General features: G+C 67.0%; 1 pseudogene. It reads left to right on the top strand.

The window, feature by feature from the left end:
* Window positions 1–123 precede the first annotated feature (123 nt).
* Window positions 124–974: pseudogene (locus PSH25_RS26180) on the top strand (IS5 family transposase).
* The last annotated feature ends 21 nt before the right edge of the window (window positions 975–995 follow it).

The raw sequence follows: 995 nt of genomic DNA, 5'->3' as shown, positions 1-995 counted from the left end.
CGCAGCGGCTCCATGCCGCGCGGACAGCGACGGCGGTTGACCGGGCCTCCGGTCAACCGCCGTGGAGGCGCTGCTGGGCTAGGCAGTGTCTTCAAAGGATCTTGGTGTTGGATGATGTAGCGCGTGGGTCGTCGCTACGAGTTGTCTGACGTCGAGTGGAAAGCGCTGTCGAGGTATCTGCCGTCGGCGGTAACTGGTGGTCGACCTCGGGTCGATGACCGGCGGGTGCTCAACGGGGTCGTGTGGAAGATCCGGGCCGGGGCGGCGTGGCGGGACGTGCCCGCCCGCTACGGGTCCTGGCAGTCGATCTACACCCGTTTTCGCAGATGGGCCCTGGACGGCACGTTCGAGCGGATGCTCGCCGGGGTCCAGGCCGACGCGGACGCGGCCGGGGACATCGACTGGCTCGTGTCGGTGGACTCCACGATCGTTCGAGCACACCAGCATGCCGCTGGCGCTAAAGGGGGCGCCGAGAAACGGACGAACCACAAGATCACGCCCTCGGTCGAAGTCGAGGTGGACTGACCACCAAGATTCACCTCGCCTGCGACGGCCTGGGTCGAACTCTGGCGTTCGTGCTCACCGGCGGCAACGTCAACGACTGCAGCCGCTTCGATCACGTCATGGGCGCGATCCGGGTCGAGCGGTCGGGACCCGGCCGACCTCGGGTCCGCCCAGACCATGTCATCGCCGACAAGGGCTACAGCTCGAAGGCCATCCGGGCGGACCTGCGCCGACGCGGCATCGGGCACACGATCCCCGAACGCGCCGACCAGCAGGCCAACCGCCGCCGACGCGGCAACCGTGGCGGACGGCCACCGGTATTCGACAAGCAGCTCTACAAACGGCGCAACGTCGTCGAACGCTGCTTCAACCGGCTCAAGCAGTGCCGCAGCGTCGCGACCCGCTACGACAAGACAGCCACGTCGTACCAGGCCACCGTCACCATCGCCGCGCTACTCCAATGGCTGTGAACCTTTGAAGACACGGCCTAG

The organism is Micromonospora foliorum (assembly GCF_022229015.1).
Taxonomy (GTDB): Bacteria; Actinomycetota; Actinomycetes; order Mycobacteriales; family Micromonosporaceae; genus Micromonospora; species Micromonospora foliorum.
Note: the sequence above shows the minus strand (reverse complement) of the source record. Positions and strands in the feature narration are given on the sequence as shown.